Annotated in this window: 1 pseudogene; it reads right to left on the bottom strand. The window is 66.7% G+C overall.

Going from position 1 to position 469, the window contains the following annotated elements:
* A pseudogene (locus F8279_RS29890) lies at window positions 1-414 on the bottom strand (carbohydrate ABC transporter permease); the annotation flags it as partial.
* Window positions 415-469 lie beyond the last annotated feature (55 nt).

Below are 469 nucleotides of genomic sequence, written 5' to 3'. Positions count from 1 at the left end.
CTCGATGCCGGTGGCGTTGCCCAGGTTGACGTAGATGAGGAACAGCGGCAGCAGGAACAGGATGCCGGGGAACATCTGCGTGGACAGCACCGTCACCGAGAAGACACCGCGACCGCGGAACCGGTACCGGCTCACCGCGAACGCGGCGAAGATGGCCACCGCCACCGAGCAGACCGCCGCGATGCTCGACACCACCAGGCTGTTCACCAGGTACCGGGCCAGCGGCACGGTGCTCCACATGTCGATGAACGGTTGCAGGGTGGGTCGGCTGGGCCACCAGGTGAAGCCGTTCTGCACGTCCTGCAACGGCTTGGCCGCCGAGGTGACCATCACGTAGAGCGGGATGACGACGAAGAGGGTGAGCAGGGTCAGCACGATGCGCCGGCCCCAGCGCTCACCGGCGGTCTCACGCATGGTCGTCCCTCCGACGGTTGGTGATCAGCAGGTACGCGGCCGAGACGACCAGCAG

This window comes from Micromonospora sp. AMSO1212t (assembly GCF_008868145.1).
Lineage (GTDB): Bacteria > Actinomycetota > Actinomycetes > Mycobacteriales > Micromonosporaceae > Micromonospora > Micromonospora tulbaghiae.
The sequence above is the reverse complement of the archived record's forward strand: the minus strand, read 5'-3'. Positions and strand labels throughout refer to the sequence as shown.